The organism is Demequina sp. NBRC 110054, assembly GCF_002090115.1.
Classification (GTDB): Bacteria; Actinomycetota; Actinomycetes; order Actinomycetales; family Demequinaceae; genus Demequina.
This window is the reverse complement of the sequence record NZ_BBRK01000004.1, coordinates 1-19577: the sequence shown is the minus strand read 5'-3', so window position 1 is coordinate 19577 and position 19577 is coordinate 1. Positions and strand designations below refer to the sequence as shown.

General features: G+C 71.6%; 17 protein-coding genes. 12 read left to right on the top strand and 5 right to left on the bottom strand.

Going from position 1 to position 19577, the window contains the following annotated elements; genetic code table 11:
• The 8 genes from B7K23_RS00100 (at window position 1) to B7K23_RS00065 (ending at window position 6629) form a co-directional block, all read left to right on the top strand.
• Window positions 1-273 (top strand): F0F1 ATP synthase subunit epsilon, encoded by a 273-nt coding sequence (locus tag B7K23_RS00100; RefSeq protein WP_084124021.1) that lies wholly within the window; start codon window positions 1-3, stop codon window positions 271-273.
• Between the two features lie 6 nt (window positions 274-279).
• Window positions 280-975 carry an endonuclease NucS gene (gene nucS, locus B7K23_RS00095; RefSeq protein ID WP_084124019.1) on the top strand — a complete coding sequence of 232 codons (696 nt, stop codon included), beginning with the start codon at window positions 280-282 and terminating at the stop codon, window positions 973-975.
• Window positions 976-1042: 67 nt separating this feature from the next.
• Entirely contained in the window at window positions 1043-2404 is a 1362-nt protein-coding gene (locus tag B7K23_RS00090) for an MFS transporter (RefSeq protein WP_084124017.1), read from the top strand.
• 10 nt (window positions 2405-2414) lie between these two features.
• On the top strand, window positions 2415-3170 hold the full coding sequence (locus tag B7K23_RS00085) for a MerR family transcriptional regulator (RefSeq protein WP_143338009.1): 756 nt from the start codon (window positions 2415-2417) through the stop codon (window positions 3168-3170).
• A 55-nt stretch (window positions 3171-3225) separates the two neighbouring features.
• On the top strand, window positions 3226-4674 hold the full coding sequence (locus B7K23_RS00080; protein WP_084124015.1) for a GH1 family beta-glucosidase: 1449 nt from the start codon (window positions 3226-3228) through the stop codon (window positions 4672-4674).
• A 30-nt stretch (window positions 4675-4704) separates the two neighbouring features.
• Window positions 4705-5016 carry a hypothetical protein gene (locus B7K23_RS00075; protein WP_084124014.1) on the top strand — a complete coding sequence of 104 codons (312 nt, stop codon included), beginning with the start codon at window positions 4705-4707 and terminating at the stop codon, window positions 5014-5016.
• Window positions 4997-5773 carry an alpha/beta hydrolase gene (locus B7K23_RS00070; protein ID WP_375730870.1) on the top strand — a complete coding sequence of 259 codons (777 nt, stop codon included), beginning with the start codon at window positions 4997-4999 and terminating at the stop codon, window positions 5771-5773. The genes B7K23_RS00075 and B7K23_RS00070 overlap by 20 nt, the downstream gene beginning before the upstream one ends.
• Window positions 5774-5867: 94 nt before the next feature.
• On the top strand, window positions 5868-6629 hold the full coding sequence (locus tag B7K23_RS00065; RefSeq protein WP_159451245.1) for an alpha/beta fold hydrolase: 762 nt from the start codon (window positions 5868-5870) through the stop codon (window positions 6627-6629).
• Window positions 6630-6657: 28 nt separating this feature from the next.
• On the opposite strand, the gene B7K23_RS00060 is transcribed toward B7K23_RS00065, so the two are convergent.
• Window positions 6658-7059: a hypothetical protein gene (locus tag B7K23_RS00060; RefSeq protein WP_084124012.1), complete on the bottom strand. Its 402-nt coding sequence runs from the start codon at window positions 7057-7059 to the stop codon at window positions 6658-6660.
• A gap of 5 nt (window positions 7060-7064) precedes the next feature.
• Entirely contained in the window at window positions 7065-9863 is a 2799-nt protein-coding gene (locus tag B7K23_RS00055; RefSeq protein ID WP_084124011.1) for a hypothetical protein, read from the bottom strand.
• A gap of 168 nt (window positions 9864-10031) precedes the next feature.
• Between B7K23_RS00055 and B7K23_RS00050 the strand changes: the two genes are divergently transcribed.
• The 3 genes from B7K23_RS00050 to B7K23_RS00040 are packed head-to-tail and all read left to right on the top strand — an operon-like array spanning window position 10032 to window position 13124.
• Complete coding sequence (locus B7K23_RS00050) at window positions 10032-11207, top strand: hypothetical protein (RefSeq protein WP_084124010.1); 1176 nt, start codon at window positions 10032-10034, stop codon at window positions 11205-11207.
• Window positions 11204-12181: a hypothetical protein gene (locus B7K23_RS00045; RefSeq protein ID WP_084124009.1), complete on the top strand. Its 978-nt coding sequence runs from the start codon at window positions 11204-11206 to the stop codon at window positions 12179-12181. Before B7K23_RS00050 ends, B7K23_RS00045 begins: the two co-directional genes overlap by 4 nt.
• A 16-nt stretch (window positions 12182-12197) precedes the next feature.
• Window positions 12198-13124 (top strand): co-chaperone YbbN, encoded by a 927-nt coding sequence (locus B7K23_RS00040; protein WP_234996343.1) that lies wholly within the window; start codon window positions 12198-12200, stop codon window positions 13122-13124.
• A gap of 169 nt (window positions 13125-13293) precedes the next feature.
• On the opposite strand, the gene glgB is transcribed toward B7K23_RS00040, so the two are convergent.
• The 3 genes from glgB to B7K23_RS00025 all read right to left on the bottom strand — a co-directional run bounded on the left by glgB (window position 13294) and on the right by B7K23_RS00025 (window position 18681).
• Complete coding sequence (gene glgB / locus B7K23_RS00035) at window positions 13294-15459, bottom strand: 1,4-alpha-glucan branching protein GlgB (RefSeq protein WP_084124007.1); 2166 nt, start codon at window positions 15457-15459, stop codon at window positions 13294-13296.
• 147 nt (window positions 15460-15606) lie between these two features.
• Entirely contained in the window at window positions 15607-17604 is a 1998-nt protein-coding gene (locus B7K23_RS00030; RefSeq protein ID WP_084124006.1) for an alpha-1,4-glucan--maltose-1-phosphate maltosyltransferase, read from the bottom strand.
• A 60-nt stretch (window positions 17605-17664) separates the two neighbouring features.
• Window positions 17665-18681: a LacI family DNA-binding transcriptional regulator gene (locus B7K23_RS00025; RefSeq protein ID WP_084126042.1), complete on the bottom strand. Its 1017-nt coding sequence runs from the start codon at window positions 18679-18681 to the stop codon at window positions 17665-17667.
• 198 nt (window positions 18682-18879) lie between these two features.
• On the opposite strand from B7K23_RS00025, the gene B7K23_RS00020 reads away from it, so the two are divergent.
• The coding region (locus B7K23_RS00020; RefSeq protein ID WP_200809744.1) for a beta-galactosidase at window positions 18880-19577 on the top strand (698 nt) is incomplete at its 3' end.

Sequence of the window (19577 nt, the reverse complement as noted above, 5' to 3'; positions counted from 1 at the left end):
ATGGCCGCCACCATCACCGCTTTCATCGTCGCCCCGGACCAGACTCTCTGGTCCGGGACGGCGCGGTCGGTGTCCGCTCCTACGGTTGAGGGGTCCATCGGGATCCTCGCGAACCACGAGCCGGTGCTGGCGGTGCTCCGCGCGGGCACGGTCGCTGTCGTCGCCGAGGATGGCGACCGCGCCGAGCTGCCCATCACGGGTGGCTTCCTGTCGTTCGACCAGGACACGGTGACGATCGTCACCGATCCTCGGCCGGGCGTCGCCCTGCCGTAAGGAATCATGCGGGTCGTCATCGCCCGCTGCGCCGCTCGGTACACCGGGCGGCTCAGCGCTCACCTTCCGCTCGCGACGCGGGCCATCATGGTCAAGGCCGACGGCTCCGTGCTCCTGCACTCCGACGGCGGCTCGTACAAGCCGCTCAACTGGATGAGCCCCCCGTGCACGATGCGTGAGGTCGATCCGGAGCCGGAGGCCGTCGAGCGCGGAGTCGCGAAGGTCTGGGTCGTCCAGCACCAGAAGTCGGACGACCGCCTGGAGATCGACCTCCACGAGGTCGTGTCCGACACGGAGCATGAGCTCGGCGTGGATCCGGGGCTCGTCAAGGACGGCGTCGAGGCGCACCTCCAGGAGCTGCTCGCGGAGCAGGTGCACCTGCTCGGCGAAGGGCACACGCTCGTGCGCCGCGAGTTCATGACCGCGATCGGCCCGGTCGACATCCTTGCGCGCGATGCGGCGGGCGGCTCTGTGGCCGTCGAGATCAAGCGCCGGGGCGAGATCGACGGCGTGGAGCAGCTCACGCGCTACCTCGAGCTCATGAACCGCGATCCACTGCTCGCGCCGGTCTCGGGCGTGTTCGCCGCCCAGGAGATCAAGCCTCAGGCGCGCGTGCTCGCCGAGGACCGGGGCATCCGCTGCCTCCTGCTCGACTACGAGGGGATGCGCGGGGCCGAGGACCTCTCGACGCGGCTGTTCTGACGCGCTGCTGACGTCGCCACGGGCGACCGCTTGACCCTGACGTAGCGTCATAGTCGAGGCTCGAGCCATGAAGACCTCGACCCTCGGCTACCTTGCCGCCTCCTTCCTCTCCGCCCTCGGAAACGCGGCCGCCGCCGTGGCGCTGCCGCTCCTCATCCTCACGACCACTGGCGACCCGCTCGCGACCGGCGTCGTCGCGGCCGCGACGGCGGTGCCCACCATCGCGGTCGGGCTCGCCGCCGGCGTGGTGGTCGATCGCGCCAACCGCCGCGACATCGCCGTGCTGTCCGACGTCATCTCCGCTCTCGCCGTCGCCGCCATCCCTCTCGTCGACGGGGCGATCGGCCTCTCGCTCGGCTGGTTCATCGGTCTCGCGATCGCGGGCGCCGTCGGGGACGCTCCGGGCGCCTCCGCGCGCGAAGCGATGGCCCCCGCGATCGCGCGCGCATCGGGGCTCGGGCTCGATCGCGTCCTCGGCATCGTCCAGGGCGCCGCGGCGCTCGCCATGGTCGCCGGACCCGCGCTGGCCGCGGGAGTGATCGGGGTGCTCGGCCCGACGGCCGTGATGTGGGTCACCGCGGCCGCGTCCGGCGCGGCAGCGCTCGCGGGGCTCGCGGTGCCCCGGGGAGCCGGCCGGATGGCGGCGGCGATGGTCGACGGCGCGGCCGCCGGAGCCTCCCGCGACGATGTGGGGCGCTGGGACGCCGGAGTCTCCGGGGACGATGCGGACCGCGTGGCCCGTGCGTTGCCCCAGGATGGCCCGCTCGCGAGCCTGCGCGACGGCTGGCGCGTCCTCGCCGGAAGTCCGACCCTCGTGTGGGCGACCGTGCTGTCCGCGGGTTCGATGGCGGTGACGGGATCGCTCCAGGGACTTGTGCTGCCGTCGTACGCGCTCGAGGTGGGGCGCCCCGGATTGGTCGGCGCGGTGCTCGCGGCGTTCGCGGTGGCCGCCATCGTGGGAGCGCTCCTCTACAGCGCCCTCGCTGACGGCCGCAGGCGCCGCGCGTGGTTCGTCGGGGGAGTGGCGGGTGCGTTGCTGGGACTGATCCTCGTGGCGCCGCTCAGTTCCCCGACCCTCGTGCTGGTGGGCGCCGCGATCATGGGCCTCGCCGCCGGGCCGCTGAACTCGGCCATCGGTGCCGCGCTCGTGGATCTCACCCCCGACCACGCGCGAGGCAGGGTGCTGGCGACCCAGAACGCCTTCGTGCTCGCCGCCGTGCCGCTCGGCGTCCTCGGCGCGGGCGCGCTCGCCGACGTGGGGGGACTGCGCACGGCCTCGTGGGCCGGCGTGGTCGTCTGGGCCGGCCTGACCGCGATCGCGGCGCTCGCGCCCGCGCTGCGCCGCCTGGACGTGCCCGCACCGACGGGGACAGAGGACGCCCCCGACCGGGACGACGTCCCCAGCCGCAGCATCGTCGCTGCTGGATAGACTCGTGCGCATGCGATCCGCGGAGGCCGCGCGGCTCGCGGGGGTCACTCCGCGGACGCTGCGGCACTATCACCAGCTCGGGGTCGTCGAGGAGCCGCCGCGTTCCGCGAACGGCTACCGCGAGTACTCGATCGAGCATGTCGCTCGCGTGATCCGGATCCGTCGGCTGGCGGACCTCGGCGTGCCGCTCGAGCGCACCCCTGACCTTCTCGATGGCGCCGCGGACGCGGACGCGGAGCTGCACGCCATCGATGAGGCCCTCGCGGACCAGATCGTCCTGCTCGAGCGCCGGCGAGCGGAGCTCGCGGAGATCCGTGCCTCGCGGCGCGCTCCCGATCTCGCGGCGGAGGTCGCACCGTTCGTCGAGGCGCTCACGGACGGGCTTACGGCGGAGCTTGCCGCCCTCGCCACCCACGAGATGGTGCTCGGGTATCAGGTGACGCCCAAGGCGCAGCGCGGCGAGTACGCCCGCGTGATGGCGCCGATCCTCGAGCCCGAGGTGCGGGGCAGGCTCCGCGGTCTCAACGTGCGGCTGAGCGAGATCTCGGACGATGCGTCTGACGCCGAGGTGCAGGCGCTCGCGCGCGACATCGTGCGTTTCAACCTCGACGACCTGCCGCGCACGGATCTGCGCGAGCAGACGGCCTCGCAGGCGCTCGCGCTCGAGGCGGTGGACGCGTACTGGGCCGCGAAGGTGCGGCCCGTCCAGACGAGGGTGATCGCCGCGGCGGGCGCCGCCGTCGCTGCGGAGATGGCCGCGCGGTAGGAGCGGGTCGACGGGCCCAGTCCACAGAATCGAAACGTTTCGGTACACTCGGGGCATGACCATTCGCTTCCCTGAGAACTTCGTGCTCGGCGCCGCCACCGCGTCCTACCAGATCGAGGGCGGTGCGACCGAGGGCGGCCGCGGCGTCTCCATCTGGGACACCTTCTCCCACACGCCCGGAAAGGTCGTCGGAGGCGACACCGGCGACGTCGCGTGCGACCACTTCCACCGCTGGGAGACGGACATCGACATGATGGCCGACCTGGGGCTGCAGGCGTACCGCTTCTCGATCGCGTGGCCGCGCGTGCAACCCACCGGAGCCGGCGCGTTCAACGAGGAGGGGATCGCCTTCTACAAGGGGATCGTCGCGCGTCTCAAGGACAAGGGCATCGCGCCCATGGTCACGCTCTACCACTGGGACCTCCCGCAGGAGCTCGAGGACCAGGGCGGCTGGCTCAGCCGCGACACGGTCGACGCCTTCGTCTCCTACGCCGTCCGCATGGTCGAGGAGCTCGGCGCGGACGTGGAGTTCTGGACGACGTTCAACGAGCCGTGGGTGTCGTCGTTCGTGGGCTACGGCGCGGGTGCGCACGCTCCCGGCCACGCGGACGACGTCGAGGCGCTGATCGCGGCGCACCACCTCAACCTCGCGCATGCGCGCGCCTACCGCGCGATGAAGGCGCTCCGTCCCGAGCTCAAGGTCGGGCTCGTGAACAACTGCCACACGCCTCGCCCGTGGGACCCGTCCAACCCCAGGGACCGGTGGGCCGCCGCGCACATCGACGCCCTCGCGAACACGATGTTCCACGAGCCTTTCGTCGCCGGCACCTACCCGGCCGTGCTGAAGCCGAACACCGCGCACCTCACCGACTGGTCCTTCGTGCACGACGGCGACCTCGAGGAGATGCACGGAGCCGTGGACTGGTTCGGCGTCAACTACTACGCCTCGCACCTCGTGCGCCACAACCCCCACAAGGGCAAGGCCACCTCGGACGTGGCGACGCTGGCCGACGGGCACAAGGCGGGCGCCAACTCGCCGTGGCCGGGCGACGAGGAGATCGAGTTCATGCCGCCGCTCGGCGAGCAGACCGCGATGGGCTGGAACATCGACCCCGACGCGCTGCACGCGCACCTGCTCAAGATCCACCGCGAGACCGGCAAGCCGATCTACATCACCGAGAACGGCTCCGCCTGGGACGATGCGGTGGATGCCGAGGGCCGGGTGAGGGACGACGCGCGCATCGCCTACTTCAGGTCGCACCTTGCCGCGGTGCTCGCGGCGGTGGGCGAGGGCGCCGACGTGCGCGGGTACATGGCGTGGTCGCTCATGGACAACTTCGAGTGGGCGCAGGGCTACGCGAAGCGCTTCGGGATGGTCCACGTCGACTACGACAGCCTGGTGCGCACGTGGAAGGACTCGGCCTACTGGTACCGCGAGACGCTGCGCACGCGCGAGATCGCGCCCGCGTCCGTCGAGATCGAGACGCCCGCGCGCACGTACTGAGGGGCCGCGGCGCTTTCGTAGACTGGCCGCATGCCCTCGAAGCGCCGCTCCTCCAAGCGCCCGTACGGCCAGCCCCATCAGGATCTGGACGTCGAGCGCCTCGCGGGGTCGGTCGGCGCGCGCCGCGAGATCGGGCCGCGCGGCGAGGAGTACAAGGTCGCGGTGCCGCGCCCGAGTGATCGCACGTACCTCTGCCCGGGGTGCAGCCAGGAGATCGACGGCGCGACGCAGCACCTCGTGGCCTGGCCGGCGGACGGGCTCTTCGGGGCCGACGCTGCCGCGGCGACCCGTCGTCACTGGCACACCCACTGCTGGAACACCTATGGGAGGACCCGTGGCTGAGGCCGAGGGGGTCGCCGCAGCGGCGACCGACATGACCGAGATCCGCTCCACGACCGTGCTGCCCGCGGTCCGCGAGGAGATCGAGTTGCGCACCGCGGACGGCCTCACGCTCGTCGGCGAGCTCGCGCTGCCCGCCTCCGGTCGCGTCGCCGCGACGCTGGTCACGATGCACCCGCTGCCCACGCACGGGGGCTTCATGGACTCGCACGTCTTCCGCAAGGCCGCGTGGCGCCTGCCGCACCTCGCGGACGTCGCGGTGCTGCGCTTCAACACGCGCGGCACCTCGTCTCCGCGGGGAAGTTCCGAGGGCGAGTTCGACGGCGGCGTGGCCGAGGCCCACGACCTCCGGGCCGCGGTCGCCTACGTCCACGAGCGCGGTCTCCCGAACGTGTGGCTGGTCGGGTGGAGCTTCGGCACCGAGGTCACGCTCATGCACGGCGCCGAGCAGGACGTCGTCGGCGCGATCCTGCTGTCGCCGCCCCTGCACCGCGCCCAGCCCGCCGACCTCGAGCGCTGGGCGGCGACCGGCAGGCCCGTCACGGCCCTCGTGCCCGAGCACGACGACTTCCTGAAGCCCGACGAGGCGCGCGAGCGGTTCGCGCCGCTCACGCAGCTCGACCTCGTCCCGGTCGAGGATGCGAAGCACCTGTGGGTGGGGGAGAAGTACGTGAGGATCGTGCTCGACGAGATCGTCGCCAGGGTCGCGCCCGGCCGCGCGCCGTTGCCGACGCTCGTGCCCTCGTCCGTGGTGCAATAGAAGCGCGGCGGCCGGTTCGCCGCGGACCGCATTCCCTCACAGCATCGTCGTCCCTACCGCCCGTGACACCGCAACGCTCGTGAAGGAGGAGACCGTGAGCGTGATCCCCGACGGCACCCCGGTGGTGCTGCTCAATGCCTTCCCCGTCGACAGGGCCCAGTGGGACCCGTTGATCGACGCCCTCGCCGACCTCGACGCGATCCCCGGCGACGTCATCTCGTTCGACATGCCCGGCATCGGCGAGATGCCCCTTCCCGATGACGAGCCGTCGCTCGAGCTCATCGCCGACGCCGCCGTGGCGGCCATGCGCGAGACCACGGGACACGAGGCCGCGGTGTGGATCGGGTGCTCGATGGGTGGATACGTCGCCATGGCGGTCGCGGAGCGCCACCCCGGCGCCGTCGCCGGGATCGGGCTGATCGCGACGCGGGCCACCGCGGACACCGAGGAGGCGCACGCGAAGCGTCTCGCGACCGCCGACGCGCTCGAGGGCGCCGCCGGCGCGGAGGACCCGCGTGGGATGGCAGAGGGCCTTGTGGGCACGCAGGGCGCCGCGCGCGACGCGCTCGTCGCCGCGATCGCGGCGAACATCGCGCAGCACAGCGGCGACGGCATCGCGTGGGGGCAGCGGGCGATGGCAGCCCGCCCCGACCGCGTCGAGGTGCTCAAGGAGATGGACGCGCCCGCCGTCGTGCTGGGAGGTGCGCTCGATGGGCTCGTCGGGGCCGAAGAGCTCGAGGTGATGGCTCAGGCGCTCGGCGTCGAGGTGGCCCTCGTCGAAGGCGTCGGTCACCTCGCGGCCTTCGAGGCGCCCATGGAGGTCGCGAGGCTGCTCGCGCCGCTCACGTCGACGTAGCCGCTACTCCTTGCCGAGCAGGTAGCCGCTACTCCCTGCCGAGCAGGCGGTCGAGCGCGATGTCGAGCGGGATCGACTCGCCGTCCCGGCCTCCGCGGCCGAGCTCGAGCGGGGGATCGGACGGCTCGACGCGCGTGCCTCGCAGTCGCTCGAGCACGCCGCCCTGCACCGACATCACGTAAAATTCGCCGTCCGTGCCGACCGCGACCGACCGGTCGCGCTTGAGATACCAGCCCTCGACCTGGGTGCGGTAGGTGCCGCGGCCGTCATACCCGCGAGCCGTGAGCGGTCCCGGCGTCAGGCCCGCCTCGCGCGCCTCCTCGATGAACCGGGTGAGCAGCGTCCTCGCCTGTGCGGCCTCGGCCGCACGGGCGCGCTCGAGGGCCGACGCGCGCAGCTGCGAGTCGTGCGGCTCGGTCCCCGAGGTCATCCGGCTCAGGCCTCGCTGGGCTTCGCGCCAGCCTCGGCGGCAGCCGCCGCGCTCAGCTTCTGCGCCGCCGCGAGGTTCGACACGGGGTCCGAGCCCAGCAGCGACCGAAGGTCGTCCAGGTAGGACGTGATCGACTCGCGCTGGCGGTTGAGCTCCTCGACCTCCTGCGCGGCCATGGTGCGCTCGCGCTCGGAGTCGGAGACCGCCTCCGACATGATCGTCTCGGCGTGCTCGCGCGCACCGCTCACGATCTCGTCGGCGTTGTTGCGCGCGTTCGTGAGCAGGGTGCCCGCGTGGGCCTCGGCCTCGCGGCGCACGACCTCGGCGCGCTCGAGCGCGGCGGAGAGCCGGTCCTCGGCCTCGGCGGCGCGCACCTTCGCATCCTCGACCATCGCCGCGTTCTCGGCGGTCGCCTCCGCGTGGAGCTGGTTGAGGGACTGCTCGGCGGCCTCGCGTCGCTGCACGATCTCGATCTGGAGGTCCTCGCGGGTGCGACGCGCCTCCTCGCGTGCCGCCTCGACGTCCGAGTGTGCGACGGTGCGCAGCTGCTGAGCCTCGGCCTTGGCCTGCTCGACCATGAGGCGCGCCTCCGCGCGGGCCGACGACAGCGCCGCGGCGCCCTCCTCGTCGGAGCGGGCACGCAGCGTGTTCGCCTCGTTGGTCGCGGCGGTGACGATGTCGCGGGCCTGCGCCTGACCGACGGCCAGGGCCTGCTCTGCCTCCTGCTCGGCGGCGTCGAGGGCGGACTGGGCGCTCGCACGGGTCGCGGTCGCGTACTGGTCGGCCTCCGAGCGCGTCAGGCGGTCGTAGGTCTCGGCCTCCTCGCGCAGCGCCTGCGCCTCGTCCGCGGCCGTGGCACGGAGCTCGTCGGCATACTGGTCGGCGGCGGCGCGCTGAGCCTGCGAGTACTTGTCGGCGCCGGCGCGAGTGTCTCGGCTGTAGGCGTCGGCCTCGGCAGCGGTCGCCTGGCCCTGGGCATCGGCGTCGGCGCGCACCGCCTTGGCGTAGGCGTCCGCGTCGCCGCGCGCGGCGTCGATCTCCGCGGCGAGCGCGACGCGCGTGTCGCGCACGTAGCCGTCGGTCTCGGCGCGCGAGGCACGGCTGTAGTCGTTCGCCTCGGCGCGGAGCGCCTCGGCCGCTGCCGCTGCCGCGGCGCGGGTCTCCGCACCGTAGACGTCGGCCTGCGCGCGGGTCGTCTCCGAGTACTGGTCAGCCTCGGTGCGGGTGTCGCGGCCGTAGGCGTCCGCCTGCAGCTTGGTGGTCTCCGCGTAGCTGTCGGCGTCCTTGCGCGTGTCCTTCGCGTAGGCCTCGGCCTGCGCGGCAGTCGTCTCCGCGTAGTTGTCCGCGTCCTTGCGCGTCTCGCTCGCGTAGGCGTCGGCCTGCGTCCGCGTGGTCTCGAGGTAGGTGTCCGCCTCGGTGCGCTTGTCGCGCATGTAGGCGTCCGCCTGAGCCTTCACAGACTCCGCGTAGGTGTCGCCCTCGGTGCGCTTGTCGCGCACGAACGCCTCGGCCTGGGCGCGCAGCGTGCTCGCGTACGAGTCTGCCTCGGTGCGGGCGTCGCGGCTGTAGCCGTCGGCCTGCGCACGCGTCGAGTCGGAGTAGGTGTCGGCCTCGACGCGCACGCGCTCGGCGTGCTGGTCGGCCTCGGAGCGTGTGGCCTTCGAGAACGCGGCGGCCTCGGCAGTCACATGCTCGGCGTGCTGGTCGGCCTCGGAGCGGGTGGTCGTCGCGTAGGAGTCGGCCGCCTCGCGCGCGGCGGCGATCTCCGCGGCGATCGCCGCGCGGTTCTCCTTGACGTAGGTGTCCGCCTCGGCGCGGGTCTCCTTGCCGTAGGCCTCCGCCTCGGCACGCAGCGCGGCGATCTCGCGAGCGCCCGCCTCATGCATCTCGGCGACGGCGGCCTCGGCCTGCGAGCGGATGCCGGCGGCCTCCTCGTTGGCCGCGCGAACGGACGCCTGGCCCTCCGCGCGCAGCGCGGCCGCCTCGTTGTCGGCGGAGTTGCGGATGTCCGCGATCTCGGCGTCCGCAGTCGCACGCAGCTCTGCGACCTCGGTCTCGTGACGCGAGCGCTCCGCGCGAGCCTGCTCGAGGATCTGCTCCGCCTCGCCGCGCAGGCGCTCCGCCTCGGCGTTGGCGGACGAGGTGGTCTCCTCGGCCTCGGCGCGCGCCGACTCGACCAGCTCGGTGGCCTCACGCTGGCTCGTGACGCGCTGCTCGGTGACCTCACGCTCGACCGTCGCGCGCAGCGTGTGAAGCTCGCGGTCCGCGGAGGCCTTGCGCTCGGCAGCGTCACTGTCGGCGGTGGAGACGATGCGCTCCGACTCGCGCTTGGCGCGCTCGGCGACCTCGGCGGCGTGGCGCTCGGCGGCCTCACGGGCCGAACCCGCCTCGTGCTCGGCCTGCGTGCGGATCTCGTCGGCCTCGCGGCGGCTCTGCGCCAGGATCTCTGCGACCTCGTTGTCGGCCCGCGCGCGGATCTGCTGCGCGGCGACGTTCGCCCTTGCGACGGTGTCCTGCGCGTGGGTGTTCGCGCGGGCGACGACGTCGGAGGACTGCTCCTCTGCCGACCGCAGCAGCTGCTCGACGCGGGCACCGAGGCCCTTGTACGTCGGCTGGTCCGCCTCCTTGAGGCTCTTGCTCGCCTCCTCGGCAGCCTTGGCGGACTTCGCCGCCTCCGCGCGGGCCGACTCGGCCTCCTTGCGCGCGGACGAGGCCTCGTCCTCGAGCCTCGCGATGTGAGCAGCGACCGCCTCGCGGTCGAAGCCGCGCATCGTGATCGGGAAGGGGAGGTTGTCCTCGGCCATGCTGGGGGTCTCCTAGGTGCAAGGGGTCGGGGCGCTGTGCGGGGGAGCGTCAGCGGCTCCCCCAAGGGTAGTGCGGCCCACTCAGAACTGACAAAGCGGTCAGGGCCGATGTGTCACCTCTGCGGGTCATCTCCTACAGTAATGAGTGGATATTTGGAGGTTCCACCCTTGAGACTGCGTACAACCGCGCTGATAGCCGGCCTGCTCGGCGTCGTCGCGCTGGTCGTCGGACTGGTCGCTCAGTCGCAGCGACCAGAGTCGACCGTCACGGTCCCCGCGACCGTCGACACCGCTGCCGTGATCGTTCCCGCCGACATGCTGGCCTTCGCCGAGGGCGGCCGCTACGCCGTCGACGGCGAGGGGACGCTGCTGGCCTTCTCCGCGCTGCCGGTGGACCTCGAGGCCTGGGCCTCGGACAAGGTCGTCACCTACGTCGAGGGCATGCCCACGTGGGACGGGCTGACCGCCACGGTCGCCGACATGTCTCCCGCGCCGTCGGCGTCGCCCTCGGCGTCGGAGGAGTCCGACGGTGATGCCAAGGACGACGAGGCCACCGAAGACGAGAAGACGGACGAGAAAGCCACGGACAAGGACACGACGGACGACGCGGCCACCGCGGACGAGGCCGCTGACGGCGACGCCGCGAACGCCGACGACGAGGCCGCGGACGCGAGTCCGTCCGCCTCGTCCGCCGCAGACGAGCCGCAGTACGAGTCGCTCCTGCAGGGCTCGACCGACCTGTGGCGAGACTCATGGACCGGCACGGACCGGCTGTCCGTCGGAGCCGCCGACGTCGAGGTGGGCCTCGACCTGGTCTTCGTGTCGGAGGACGGCTCCCCTCTGACCTCGGTGGACCTCAAGCTGTCGCGCGAGGTCAACGACGCATGGATCACGCCGCTGATCGTGTGGGGCGGGATCCTCACCGGGGTCGGCTTCCTGGCGCTGCTCCTGCTCGTCTTCGACGTCCGTCCCGTGCAGGCGCGTGCGGAGGAGTGGATCGCTCACCGCCAGCGCATCGGCGCGGGGGACGAGGGGCCGAAGCCCGGCTCGCGGCGCGCTCGCCGACTCGAGGGTGCCGCGATCCCCGCCGCCGAGATCACGCCGGAGGAGCAGCCCGAGATCGTGTCGGCCGGGCAGACGGCCCCCGGGGAGCCCGCAGCACCGAGCGGCGACTTCGCCGAGGACGCCGACGCGGTCCAGACCAGCGACGCCTACGCGCCCATCGAGCCCGTGGACACTAAGGCCGCCGATGGCAAGCCCGCAGCAGAGGAGGCGGCCTCGGAGTCGCCCTTCCTGCCCCCCGAGCAGGCCGTCCAGCCCGATGACGAGGAGGAGGACCGATGAGGCGCGCTCTCGTCGCACTCGCGACCGCCGCTGCGGTCCTGGCAGTCGCCGGCTGCACCCCCGAGGTTCCCGAGCCAGTGGCGGCCCCGTCCGTCGAGGCAGCGGCCGCGCTCCAGGAGGAGCAGGCACAGGCCGTGATCGACGACACCTTCAAGGAGCTCAAGAAGGCCGACAAGAAGCTCGACGCCTCCGTGCTCGGCAACCGCGTGGACGGCCAGGCCAAGCGCGCGCGCAAGGCCCAGTACAAGCTCAAGAAGGACAACAAGAAGTACGAGCTCACGGACATCCCGTCCGAGATGCAGGCGGTCTACCTGCCGGCGGCGGGCGAGTGGCCGCGGGTCATGGCGGCCGTCACCGAGCAGCCCGACGACGACCTCACGCCGCTCGTGCTCGTGTGGGTGCAGGAGTCGATCGAGGACGACTACACGCTCGTCGGGTGGGCGCACATGGTGCCCGGTGCGACCCTGCCCTCCATGCCGGGAGCGACGAGCGGCACGACCGTGCTCGACATGGACACGGACACGATCGACCCGACGCCGCAGCAGGCCTATGAGGACTACCTCAAGCTGCTGCGCTCCGGTGCGAAGTCCGATCTGAACGACAGCTTCGCGGACGACACGTATCGCCAGCGGCTGTTCGCCGCGCGCAAGGAGCTGACGAAGACGGCGAAGGAGTCCGACGGCGAGTTCGTCGACACGATCAACCCCGACATGGACGGGACGTTCGCGATCAGCACCGCGGACGGCGGCGCGATCGTGTTCGCACCGCTCACGGTCCGTTCGTCGATCTCCGTCAAGGACGCGACGATCATCATCGCGGACGACGACCAGCCGCTGGTCGACGGGAAGATCAAGCGCAAGGTCACCTACACGTACGCCGACTTCATCGTGATGTATGTGCCTGGTGCCGGCGCCGACACGCTTCCAGGCGTCGTCGCCGCCGACCACACCCTGATCAAGCTCAGCGCTGGCTGAGACCGGAGGTATCCCCGTGACAGACACACCGCTGCCCGACTCCGCGCTCCGCGGAGCCGTGGACCTCGCCGCGCTCGCGAAGGCGCGGGAGGCCGAGCGAGCGCGCGCCGAGCGTCAGGCGTCAGGTGCGCCGACGGCCATCGCGGCAGGCGAGGCGAACCTGCAGGCGCTCGCGGAGCAGTCGATGACGGTCCCGATCGTGATCGTGTTCACGTCGGCGGCCGCGCCCGCCAGCGAGACGCTCGCACTCGACGTCGAGCGACTCGCTGGCGAGATCGGCGGCTTCCTGCCCGCCCGCTGCGATGTGGACGCCGAGCGCGGCATGGCGCAGGCGTTCCAGATCAACGCTGTCCCGGCAGCGATGGCGCTGATCGGCGCGCGTCCGGCGCCGCTCTTCCAGGGTGCGGCGACGGAGGAGCAGCTGCGCGAGGTGCTCGCGCAGGTGAAGGAGGTCGCGGCGCAGGCGGGCATCACCGGTCCCGCCGCCGAGGGAGCTCAGGGCGAGGCCGAGCAGGCCGCCCCTGAGCCGCTCCCGCCGCTCCACCAGGAGGCCTACGACGCGATCGAGCGCGGCGACATGGACGCGGCGGTGGCCGCGTACGAGCAGGCGCTGAAGGAGAACCCGAAGGACGCGGACGCGCGTGCGGGAAGGGCTCAGGTGCTGCTCCTGCAGCGCACGGAAGGCATGGATCCTCAGGAGGTGCGCGCGGCGGCTGCCGCGGCGCCCGACGACGTCGCCGCGCAGCTCGCCGTGGGCGACATCGACGTGCTCGGCGGACAGATCGAGGACGCCTTCGCTCGCCTGCTCGACGTCGGCTCGCGCGTGTTCGGACCCGACCGCGATGCGGTGAGAGAGCGTCTGGTGCAGCTGTTCGACGTGGTCGGGCCGCAGGACCCGCGCGTGGTGCAGGGCCGCCGCTCCCTCGCGATGCTCCTCAACTAGCCATGCCGCCGCATCGACGGCGACGCACGACGGCCGCTCACCCCCGCGGGGGAGAGCGGCCGTCGTGCGTCTGGCGCGAGCGTTGTCGCGACGCGTGGTTCGGGGCCCTGGGGCGTCAGCCAAAGGCGCCCCGCGGCAGGCCGAGGCTGGGTGCGAGAGCTCGGGGCCGTCAGCCCGCGGGCCTCAGGATGACCGCGCCGAGGGGCGGCACCCGCAGAGTGGCGGCGTGCTGCCACCCACGGTGGTGGAAGCTGTCCGCCTCGACCCGGCCGAGGTTGCCCACGCCCGATCCGCCGTAGGCCTCCGCATCGGTGTTGAAGACCTCGTCCCATGCGCCGCCGCGGGGGAGGCCCAAGCGGTAGCCCTCGTGAGGCACTCCCGCGAAGTTCACGACCACCGCGACGGGCGAACCGGCGTCGTCGTAGCGCAGGAACGCGATCGTGTTGTGCTCGGAGTCGTCCGCGTCGATCCACTGGAACCCTGCGGACTCGCTGTCGCGCTGCCACAGCGCGGGGGTGTTCCGGTAGAGGCCGTTCAGGTCCCGGAGCATCGTCTGGACTCCGCGGTGCAGCGGGTCGTCGAGGTGCCACCAGTCGAGCGAGCGGCTCTCGGACCACTCCGCGGCCTGGGCGAACTCGGTGCCCATGAAGATGAGCTGCTTGCCCGGGTGGGTCCACTGGTATGCGAGCAGGGCGCGCACGCCGGCGGCGCGCTGCCAGTGGTCGCCCGGCATGCGGCCGTAGATCGAGCCCTTGCCGTGCACGACCTCGTCGTGGCTGAGCGGCAGGGTGAAGTGCTCGGAGAAGGCGTACATCAGCGAGAACGTCAGCGTGTGGTGGTGATACGAGCGGTGGACGGGCTCCTCCGACACGTAGCGGAGGGTGTCGTTCATCCAGCCCATGTTCCACTTGAGGCCGAACCCCAGGCCGCCGGCGTTGGTCGGCGCGGTGACCCCCGGCCACGCGGTCGACTCCTCGGCGATCATGACGACCCCGGGGGCGGTGCGGTACGCGGTGGCGTTGGCCTCCTGGAGGAACGCGATGGCGTCGAGGTTCTCGCGCCCGCCGTGGACGTTGGGCCGCCACTGGCCGGGCTGCCGCGAGTAGTCGAGGTAGAGCATCGAGGCGACGGCGTCGACGCGCAGCCCGTCCGCGTGGAACTCGGTGAGCCAGTACACGGCGTTCGCGACGAGGAAGTTGCGGACCTCGGAGCGGCCGTAGTCGAAGATGAACGTGCCCCAGTCGGGCTGCTCGCCGCGAAGCGGGTCCGGGTGCTCGTACAGCGGCGTGCCGTCGAAGCGACCGAGCGCCCACTCGTCCTTGGGGAAGTGGCCCGGCACCCAGTCGAGGAGCACGCCGATCCCGGCCTGGTGCATGCGGTCGATCAGGTAGCGCAGGTCGTCCGGGTCGCCGAAGCGCGCGCTCGGGGCGTAGTAGCCCGTCACCTGGTAGCCCCACGAGCCGCCGAAGGGGTGCTCCATCACGGGCATGAGCTCGATGTGGGTGAAGCCGAGGTCGGAGACGTAGCCGACGAGCTCGTCGGCCATCTGGCGATAGGACAGTCCCTGGCGCCAGGACCCGGGATGGACCTCGTAGACGCTCATCGCCGAGCGGTGCGGCTCCGACGCGGCGCGGGACGCCATCCAGACGTCGTCGTTCCACCCGTACTCGCTGGAGGTCACGATCGACGCGGTCAGCGGCGGGACCTCGGTGCGGCGGGCCATCGGGTCCGCCTTCTGGCGCCACTGGCCGTCCTTGCCGAGGATCTCGAACTTGTAGATGGTGCCCTCGCCGACGTCGGGGACGAAGAGCTCCCACACGCCAGACGAGCCGAGAGAGCGCATCGCGTGCCCGCGACCCTGCCAGTGGTTGAAGTCTCCGACCACGCGCACGGCGCGTGCGTTGGGCGCCCACACGGTGAAGGAGGCGCCGCGGACGTCGCCGAGCACGGATGGGAAGTGCCTGATGTTGGCCCCGAGGACGGTCCACAGCCGCTCATGGCGGCCCTCGCGGATCAGATGCAGGTCGAGCTCGCCGATCGTCGGCAGGAAGCGGTAGGGGTCGTCCTGGCGCACGGCCTCGCCGTCATACGCCACGTGCAGGCGGTAGTCCGGGGCCTCGTTGCCCGGGATGGTCACCGTCCACACGCCGTCCTGCTCGTGCTTCGCAGCCCAACGACCCTCGAGCGTCTCGACCTCGACGGAGGCCGCGAAGGGCCTCAGCGTGCGGATCGTGACGCCGGCCTCGGACACGTGCGGTCCGAGCAGAGAGTGCGGGGAGTGGTGTCGTCCCTGCGCGATATCGGCCATCAGCGCGGGGTCGTGGCCCTCAGGCATCACTCGCCTCCCTCTCGTTGGCGAGGCGCGACCGCCTCGCGTGGCGGCGAGCGCCGCCGCCGTTGGTGGTCCCGTTACCCTGAGAGTAGGCCATGGGGGCGGCGCCGCGACAGGGACGGTTCGGCGCGTCGAAGGTGCTCCTGAGTGTCATCGACGCACCGCCGCGACGTGCGACATCGTGCCCGCGGGATCGAGCCGCACGTAGAAGTCGCGGCCCCACGTGAAGGCCGCTCCCGTCAGAACGTCGTCGACCAGGAAGCGGGCGTCGGCGTCCTGCCCGATCGCCTCCATGTCCAGCGTGACGATGCCGTCCTGGACGTGGTGGGGGTCGAAGGACACCGCGACGATCACGGTGTCGGCGCGGCCGGTGGGAGACTCCTCGGCGCTGAGGTGTCGCGAGAAGCACAGGATCTGGTCGTTGCTGGTCTTGTGGACCGTGAGGCCCCTCAGCCGGCGCAGCGCCGGGTGCGACTTCCTCGCGGAGTTCAGCGTGGTGAGCAGCGAGGCGATGCCGTGCTCGTCGGCACGGCTCCAGTCGCGCGGCTTGTACTCGTACTTCTCGTTGTCGATCTGCTCCTCGACGCCGGGGCGGGGAACGTTCTCGACGAACTCGTAGCCGGTGTAGATGCCGTACGACGGCGACGCGGTCGCGGCGAGCACCGCGCGCGCCCGATACAGCGGCGCGCCTCCGCGCTGCATGTCGGGCGTGAGGATGTCGTGCGTCGTCGGCCAGAAGTTCGGCCGCATGTAGTACGAGGCGTCTCCCGAGACCTCCTCGAGGTACTCGCCCATCTCCTTGGCCGTGGGGCGCCAGGTGAAGTACGTGTAGCTCTGGTGGAAGCCCACCTTCGCGAGCGTGTGCATCATCGGGGGACGGGTGAACGCCTCCGACAGGAACACGACCTCGGGGTGCCGCTCGGCGAAGTCCGCCATGAGCCACTCCCAGAACTCGAGCGGCTTGGTGTGGGGGTTGTCGATGCGGAACAGTGTGACGCCCGCGTCGACCCACACGTCGAGCACGTCGCGGATCGCCTCGCGCAGGCCGACCGGGTCGTTGTCGAAGTACAGCGGGTGGATGTCCTCGTACTTCTTGGGCGGGTTCTCGGCGTACGCGATGGTCCCGTCGGCGCGGACCTTGAACCACTCGGGGTGCTCCTTGACCCACGGGTGATCAGGGGAGCACTGGAGCGCGACGTCGAGCGCGACCTCGAGGCCCAGCCCGTTGGCCTTCTTGACGAAGTTCCTGAACTGGCGCATCGTCCCCAGCTCCGGGTGCACCGCGTCGTGCCCTCCCTCGGCGGCTCCGATCGCGTACGGGCTGCCGGGGTCGCCGGGCATGGCCGTGAGCGAGTTGTTCCGCCCCTTGCGGTGGGTGGTCCCGATCGGATGGATCGGCGTGAGGTAGACGACGTCGAAGCCCATGTCGGCGATCGCGGGGAGGCGCTTCGACGCGGTGAGGAAGGTGCCCGACTTCCACTCCCCGGTGCGCGTGTTCTGCTTCGCGCCCTCGGAGCGAGGGAAGATCTCATACCACGAGCTCACGAGCGCGCGCTCGCGCTCGACGTTCAGCGGGTACTCGGGTGACGACGTCACGCCGTCCCGCACGGGATGGGTGCGCAGCACGTCCTTGAGATCGTCGGTGAGCGCGGCCTCGAGGGTCTTCACCGGGGAGAGCTCGCCCGAGCGGAGCGTCTCGCGTGCCGCGACCAGGACCGCTCGCTGGCGCTCGCTGAGCGACTTGTCCTCGAGTGCGCGCTCGAGGAGAGAGACACCGTCGCCGAGCGTGAGCTCGACGTCGACGCCGGCCGGGATCTTCTTGGACGCGGTGTGCATCCAGGTCCCGAACGGGTCCGCCCAGCCCTCGATCCGGAACGACCACCGGCCCTCGGTCCGCGGGAGCAGGATGGCCTCGAAGATCGCGAGGCCGTGGTTGACCTCGTCCATCGGCATCCGCGTCGTCCTGCCGTTCGGATGGGTGACTACCGCGGTCGCGGCGACCGCATCGTGGCCCTCGATGAAGACGGTCGCCCGCAGCGGGAGCGCCTCCGAGATCACCGCCTTGACGGGCCAGCGGCCCTGTTCGAGCGTCGGTTGGACGTCGATCACGGGGATGCGTCCGATGGGCTTCTCACCTGGAAGGGCCATACGCCGAACCTACCGCGAACGTGGCCCCGAGAGAACCTCGGAACGTCCCGAGCGGGGCGGTCAGGCGCTCGCGCGGACCACGAGCTCGGCGGGCAGCGTGATCGACTTGCGCATGCCGCCTCCCACGACCTGCTGGAGGAGCGTGACCATCTCCTCGCTGATCTGCTCCCAGGGCTGCCGCATCGTCGTGAGCGGGGGCTCGAGGCGCTCGGCGAGCCCCGAGTCGTCGAAGCCCGCGACGGCGACGTCCTCGGGCACGCGCAGGCCCGCGCGACGCAGCGCGGTCAGCGCGCCGGCCGCCATGAGGTCGGAGGCCGCGAACACGGCGTCGACGTCCGACGACCTGGCGAGGATCCGCTCCATCGCCCGAGCGCCGGAGTCCTCGCTGTAGTCGCCCTCCTCGACGAGGTCCTCGGAGAACAGTTCGCCAAGCGCGTCAGCGAAGCCCTCGAGGCGATAGCGCCCGCCAGGGGTGTCGTGGGGTCCCGTGATCATCGCGATGCGCTTGTGACCCTGACGGACCAGGTGCTTCGCCATCGTGCGCGCCGATCCCGCCTCGTCGACCGAGACGTGAGGGATCTCGCCGCGGAAGCCCAAAGGGATGCCGCACGCGACGGTCGGGATGTTCCCGGACACGAGCGTCTCGAGCATCGGGTCCGCCTCGTGGGAGGAGATGAGGAGCACGCCGTCCACGTGGCCCGCGCGCACGTACTCCGCGACGTTCGCGCGCTCGGCATCGGTGCCCGCGACGAGCAGCACGAGCGTGGCCCCGCGCGCGGCGGCCGACTCGGCGGCCCCGCGCAGCAGGATCGAGAAGGTCGGATCGGCGAAGAGGAGATGCTGCGGCTCGGTGAGCAGGAAGGCGATCGAGTTGGCGCGTCCCGTCGCGAGCGCCTGGGCATGGCGGTTGACCGTGTATCCGGTGGTCGCGATCGCGCGCTCCACCGCTTCGCGCGCCTCGGGGGAGACCCACTTGCCACCGTTGAGGACGCGGCTCACGGTGCCATGCGAGACGCCCGCGACGGTCGCTACGTCGCGGATCGTCGGCTTTCGCCCGCCGTTGGGAGTGGGTGCCACGCGCACAGCGTATCCGGCCTCACCGGTGTTCGCGACCCTGATAAGGTCGACGCTCTCAGAACGGTCACAGTTGTGTCACGGGCACGGCTCGGACTTGCGTGGCCCGAAAATGACGAGTAAGACTGTGACCGGTCACAGCCGACCCGGCTGCGACTGTGCAACACAGGGCAGCATCCGAGCCCGACCCGATGGAGTGTCATGGCAGACAGCAGTTGGCCGCGCGTCGACGCACTGGCGTACGGCGGCGACTACAACCCCGAGCAGTGGCCTCGCGAGGTCTGGCTCGAGGATGTCGCGCTCATGCGCGAGGCCGGTGTCAACCTCGTCAGCGTCGGAATCTTCTCCTGGGCCATGCTCGAACCCCGCGAGGGCGAGTACGACTTCGCCTGGCTCGACGACATCATCTCCCTGCTGCACGACAACGGGATCTCCGTCGACCTCGGCACCCCGAGCGTGTCCCCGCCCGCGTGGTTCTTCCACGCGTACCCGGAGGCACGCGTCACCGACAAGAACGGCACCGTGATGGGCTTCGGCTCGCGCGGCATGGCGTCGCACGCCTCGCCTGAGTATCGGGAGGCCGTCGCCCGCATGGCGGGCAAGCTTGCCGAGCGCTACGCAGACCACCCCGCAGTGGTCCTGTGGCACATCCACAACGAGTACGGCGTGCCCGTCGCCGAGGACTTCGGCCCGCGCGCCGTCGCCGCGTGGCGGCGGTGGCTCAAGGACCGCTACACGGACCTGGACGGCCTCAACGCGGCCTGGGGCACGGCCTTCTGGGGACAGCGCTACGGCGAGTGGGAGCACGTCGTCGCCCCCGCGGCCACGCCGACCATCGCGAACCCCGCGATGAAGCTCGACTGGGCGCGCTTCACCGACGACCAGCTCCGCGAGTGCTT

Excerpts from the sequence above, each read along its gene's own strand:
- B7K23_RS00100 (WP_084124021.1), top strand. The coding sequence starts at position 1 with ATGGCCGCCACCATCACCGCTTTCATCGTCGCCCCGGACCAGACTCTC.
- nucS (WP_084124019.1), top strand. The coding sequence starts at position 280 with ATGCGGGTCGTCATCGCCCGCTGCGCCGCTCGGTACACCGGGCGGCTC.
- B7K23_RS00090 (WP_084124017.1), top strand. The coding sequence starts at position 1,043 with ATGAAGACCTCGACCCTCGGCTACCTTGCCGCCTCCTTCCTCTCCGCC.
- B7K23_RS00085 (WP_143338009.1), top strand. The coding sequence starts at position 2,415 with ATGCGATCCGCGGAGGCCGCGCGGCTCGCGGGGGTCACTCCGCGGACG.
- B7K23_RS00080 (WP_084124015.1), top strand. The coding sequence starts at position 3,226 with ATGACCATTCGCTTCCCTGAGAACTTCGTGCTCGGCGCCGCCACCGCG.
- B7K23_RS00075 (WP_084124014.1), top strand. The coding sequence starts at position 4,705 with ATGCCCTCGAAGCGCCGCTCCTCCAAGCGCCCGTACGGCCAGCCCCAT.
- B7K23_RS00070 (WP_375730870.1), top strand. The coding sequence starts at position 4,997 with ATGGGAGGACCCGTGGCTGAGGCCGAGGGGGTCGCCGCAGCGGCGACC.
- B7K23_RS00060 (WP_084124012.1), bottom strand. The coding sequence starts at position 7,059 with ATGACCTCGGGGACCGAGCCGCACGACTCGCAGCTGCGCGCGTCGGCC.
- B7K23_RS00055 (WP_084124011.1), bottom strand. The coding sequence starts at position 9,863 with ATGGCCGAGGACAACCTCCCCTTCCCGATCACGATGCGCGGCTTCGAC.
- B7K23_RS00045 (WP_084124009.1), top strand. The coding sequence starts at position 11,204 with ATGAGGCGCGCTCTCGTCGCACTCGCGACCGCCGCTGCGGTCCTGGCA.
- glgB (WP_084124007.1), bottom strand. The coding sequence starts at position 15,459 with ATGCCTGAGGGCCACGACCCCGCGCTGATGGCCGATATCGCGCAGGGA.
- B7K23_RS00030 (WP_084124006.1), bottom strand. The coding sequence starts at position 17,604 with ATGGCCCTTCCAGGTGAGAAGCCCATCGGACGCATCCCCGTGATCGAC.